This window comes from Actinoplanes sp. NPDC051859 (genome assembly GCF_044452725.1).
Lineage (GTDB): Bacteria > Actinomycetota > Actinomycetes > Mycobacteriales > Micromonosporaceae > Actinoplanes.
On sequence record NZ_JBITBX010000042.1, the window covers coordinates 1 to 1365 of the forward strand.

Sequence of the window (1365 nt, forward strand, 5' to 3'; positions counted from 1 at the left end):
CAGTAGTGCCTGTGCCATATATCCGGCCAACGCGAGCAGGACTGCCTGTTCGGCGTCGTCCGAGGTATGGGGCTGTTTCCACACCAGGGTGAGTGCACCGATCGGCCCGGCAGGGCCGGGCAGGGGCAGGCTGGCTGATGACTGCCAGCCCATCTCGGTGAACGTCGAGACGACATCGGGCACTTGTGCTGCCACCACGCGGAGGTCGGGTATCAGCACAGGCGCGCCGGTGCTGATGGCCAGTGCCGCGGGGGTCTGGGCTGTGCGGGGGTAGCGGCGCCAGCGCTGCGTGACCGAGACCGGCAGCGACTCGGTGGATTCCACCCTGATCTCGCCGTTCGTATCGAGCAAGGACACGCCGACATAGGCGGGATTCAAGGTAACGGCGACCAGGTCGCGAACGGCGTCGACGACATCGGCGACCGTGCCGGTGTCCGCCAAGGCGACGCTTGCCTGCAGCAACAACTGACTACGGTCGAATGCCGCTTGTGCCTTGATGCCTTGCCGGAGAGTTGTCGCTGCCTGTTCACGGGCATCGCGGGTAGCAATACGCAGCCGCAGGATGTCCGAGCAGGCCGCGGCCAAGTCCGCCAGCAGAGCAAGTTCGTCCGCGGTCCACTGCCGTGCCGCGGTGTCGATCGCGCACAGCGATCCCAGAACCTGTCCGTCGGCGTCGGTCAGCGGCATCCCCGCGTAGCCGACGACGCCCAGGTCGGTGATGGCTAGGTTGCCGACTACCCGCGGATCGAAGCGGGCGTCGGTGATCACCAACGGTTCGGCGCTGAGGACGACGTGCTGGCAGAACGAGTGGGTCAGCGGGGTCTGCCGTTGCTGCTGCCACGGGTCGGCGAGGCCGACCGCGCCGGGGAAGATCTGCCGGTCAGCCTGCACCAGGCTGACCAGGGCCACCGGCACCCGCATCACCGTGCGTACCATCGCAGCGAACCGGTCGAACGCAGGATCCGCCGACGCGGTCAGGCCGGTATCCCCCAGCGCCGACAAGCGACGCCCGTCATCGAGGGCTGCTGGCGTGTCTTCGCTGGTCACCGGCGCCCTTGCGCGACCCGCGGCAACGGGACCACCTCGCAGTGAACGCCCGGCCTCAGGTTGGACCAGTCGATGGGAAACCACACCATCGAATCTTCACACATCGACTATTAGTTGCTCAACAGCAACTACTTCGCATGTGGCGCCGATCATCTGTTATATCTAAAGCCGGCGCGGGCGCCCATTGGCCGACGCGAACCCGGTCAGCTCGACGCTGTTTACCTGACACAATGCCGGGCAGTCACAGCCCATGCGGAAGGATGACGACGCGGTGGAGGTCCTCCGGTGTCCGTTCCGTAACCGCGACCCCGCACTTCC

General features: G+C 66.4%; 1 protein-coding gene. It reads right to left on the reverse strand.

Annotated elements, in window-relative coordinates:
• Positions 1-1047: GAF domain-containing protein (locus ACIA1L_RS33425; protein WP_396077078.1), on the reverse strand; the 1047-nt coding region annotated here is incomplete at its 3' end.
• Positions 1048-1365: the final 318 nt, after the last annotated feature.